The organism is Buchnera aphidicola (Neophyllaphis podocarpi) (assembly GCF_964059055.1).
Taxonomy (GTDB): domain Bacteria; phylum Pseudomonadota; class Gammaproteobacteria; order Enterobacterales; family Enterobacteriaceae; genus Buchnera_M; species Buchnera_M aphidicola_A.
On sequence record NZ_OZ060388.1, the window covers coordinates 1 to 2,842 of the forward strand.

2 protein-coding genes are annotated in these 2,842 nt (G+C 23.3%); both read right to left on the reverse strand.

The annotated features are described in order from the left end of the window. Positions 1-557: 557 nt before the first annotated feature. Positions 558-1,136: a glutamine amidotransferase-related protein gene (locus AB4W60_RS02790; protein ID WP_343188901.1), complete on the reverse strand. Its 579-nt coding sequence runs from the start codon at positions 1,134-1,136 to the stop codon at positions 558-560. Beyond that, on the reverse strand, positions 1,136-2,686 hold the full coding sequence (locus AB4W60_RS02795) for an anthranilate synthase component 1 (RefSeq protein WP_367676345.1): 1,551 nt from the start codon (positions 2,684-2,686) through the stop codon (positions 1,136-1,138). The genes AB4W60_RS02790 and AB4W60_RS02795 overlap by 1 nt, the downstream gene beginning before the upstream one ends. Positions 2,687-2,842: the final 156 nt, after the last annotated feature.

Below are 2,842 nucleotides of genomic sequence, written 5' to 3' on the forward strand. Positions count from 1 at the left end.
TTATCCACAGGTTTTATGCCTACAATAATAACATATATATAAATATATTTAATTACTATAAGTTAAGTTAAATAATAAAAGAAATAAATTATTTATTTATTTATTCTTTTAGTAATAATAGAATATTTGATATATTTTATATTTATAAACAAGATTATCAATGTAGTAAAGATTGTATAATATTTAACTATAGTTAAAATGTTTTCGCTTATTTGTTATTTTTGAGGAGATGTGAAAAGAAGTTATCTACAAATAATACAATGATTTTTCCACAGGATAAAAATTTTTAACAAAATTTATATTTTAATAGAAAAATTTTTTTTATTTTTAGAATTTTTTGTATTTTAAATTTATGATTAATATTATAAATATTAGATTTTAGATTTTTTAAAAAAAAGCGTGTATTCACTTAAAATGTTAAAAATATATTTTTTTACCCTTTACTACGTTTAACTATATAAGATTCATTATAGTATATTTAAGGAAGCTTAAGACCTATTATTACTTATAATATAATCATTAAAAAAACATAATTCTAAAATTATGTTTTTTTTAATTTAATTTCTTGTCCAAATTATTGTTTCTTCTAATAATTGAGAGCCAAAAGGTGTTAGTATCGATTCTGGATGAAATTGAAAACCACATACTTTATCACTATTGTTTCTTACTGACATAATTATATCTTCAAAGTAAGAATTTATAGTTAATGACTCTGGTACTTTATCACATATTAAAGAATGATATCTTGCAACTAATAAAGGATTAGGAATTTTTTCAAACATTTCTTTTTTATCATGACTGATCAAAGAAGCTCTGCCATGTATTATTTCCTTAGCATTTTTAGTTATTCCACCATAAGATTCTACTATAGCTTGATAGCCTAAACATATGCCTATAATAGGTAATTTACCTTTGAGTTTCTTTAATAACATAGACATACATCCTGCATCTGATGGTTTTCCAGGACCAGGAGATAGAACCAAAATAGGATTATGCATCTTAGATATTGCTTTAATGATGCTATCTACATAGACACTGTTTCTATATATCAATACTTTATTGTCTAAACTTCTAAGCTGTTCTGCTAAATTATATATGAAAGAATCAACATTATCGATTAACATAATCTCATTCATTATTTTTCTCTTTGTTTTGAATTTGATTTTTTTATAGCTATTAATACAGCTTTTGCTTTGTTTTTGCTTTCTTCAGATTCTAAAATAGGTATTGAATCTAATACTATTCCAGCTCCAGCTTGTACTGTTGCAATATCATTTTCTATATATGCAGATCTTATTATTATACATGTATCTAAAGATCCTAATCCTGTGAAATATCCTATTGCACCTCCGTAAATTCCTCTTCTTTCACATTCTACCTCTGAAATTAATTGCATTGCTCTAATCTTTGGAGCTCCAGTAAGAGTTCCCATATTCATACAAGCACAATAAGCATGAAATACATCAAGATTACTTTTTAGTTTTCCTACTACTCTAGAAACTAAATGCATTACAAAAGAATACCTATCTACTTTAGTTAAACTAGAAACATAGCGAGTTCCATTTTCACAGATTCTAGCTAAATCATTTCTTGCTATATCTACAAGCATAATATGTTCTGAAAGTTCTTTTCTATCTGTTCTCATTTCTAATTCTAATTTACTATCCAAGTCTAAATCTATTTCACCATTTTTTTTGAATCCTCTTTGCCTGGTTCCTGCTATTGGATATATTTCTATCTTTCTTGTAATTGAATCATATTTTAATGAACTTTCTGGTGAAGCACCAAAAACAGTAAAATCTTTGTCTTGCATAAAAAACATGTAAGGACTAGGATTACTTTTCTTAAGTTCATGATATGCGGACAAAGGATATTTACATTTTATGTGAAATTTTCTTGAAGGAACTACCTGAAATATTTCTCCGTTCTTAATTTGATCTTGCATTTTTTTTATTATATTACAATATTCAATATCTGTTTTATTTGATGTTATCTCTAAACTATTTGATTTTTTATTAGGTATTTGACCTGGTATATCTTTTAATAAATTTGCAATTTCATTAATCCTTTTTTTTATCCTATTTCTTTCCAAAAAATTATTTTCAAAAATACTAGCTTGAATAACAGATTTTTTTTTATAATGATCAATTATAAGAAGTATTTCAGATAAATAAAAACAGAAATCAGGACATTTTTGTGTTCTCTTTAAATTTGTTATATCTTCAAAATTATAAACTAAATCATAAGAAAAAAAACCTCCAAAAAACATAGCTTTAGGAAATTTTTTTGATTGTTTTAAACTTTTTATTAATATTCTAAATGTATCAAACACAGATACTGATTTTAATCTTTTTTCTTCATCTATATTTTTTTTTGATTCAGGAAAATTTATTATAATTCCATTTTTTGTGTAAAACCAAAATACTTTTTTTGGAATGATATTTATTATTCTTTTTATTAATAGTTCTCCATTTAAACTAAGACATTCTATCTTAACATCTCTTTCTATAGCAGAAATTCTCAGAGAACTATCTATTATCATCATGCTTTCTAAAGCATTTTTTTTATCAATTTCTGAAGATTCTAACAATAGGGTATTTTTTTTATCCTTACATATTTGATTAAATGTTAAAGTAGGATCTTTCCTGTAAACTACTTTTTTCTTTATCAGTTCTATTTTTTGCATTTTGTTTTATTTTCTTATCTAAATTAAAATTATTCATATTTATAATATAATTAACATATATTTTCTAAATTTCTTTAATTTATTTCTTAAATAATTTTATTTTAACCTTAAAATTATAAAAATAAGAACATACTATTTTTTGTTTGTATTTAAAAG

Coding starts and splice junctions, on each gene's coding strand:
- AB4W60_RS02790 (WP_343188901.1), bottom strand. CDS start 1,136: ATGAATGAGATTATGTTAATCGATAATGTTGATTCTTTCATATATAAT.
- AB4W60_RS02795 (WP_367676345.1), bottom strand. CDS start 2,686: ATGCAAAAAATAGAACTGATAAAGAAAAAAGTAGTTTACAGGAAAGAT.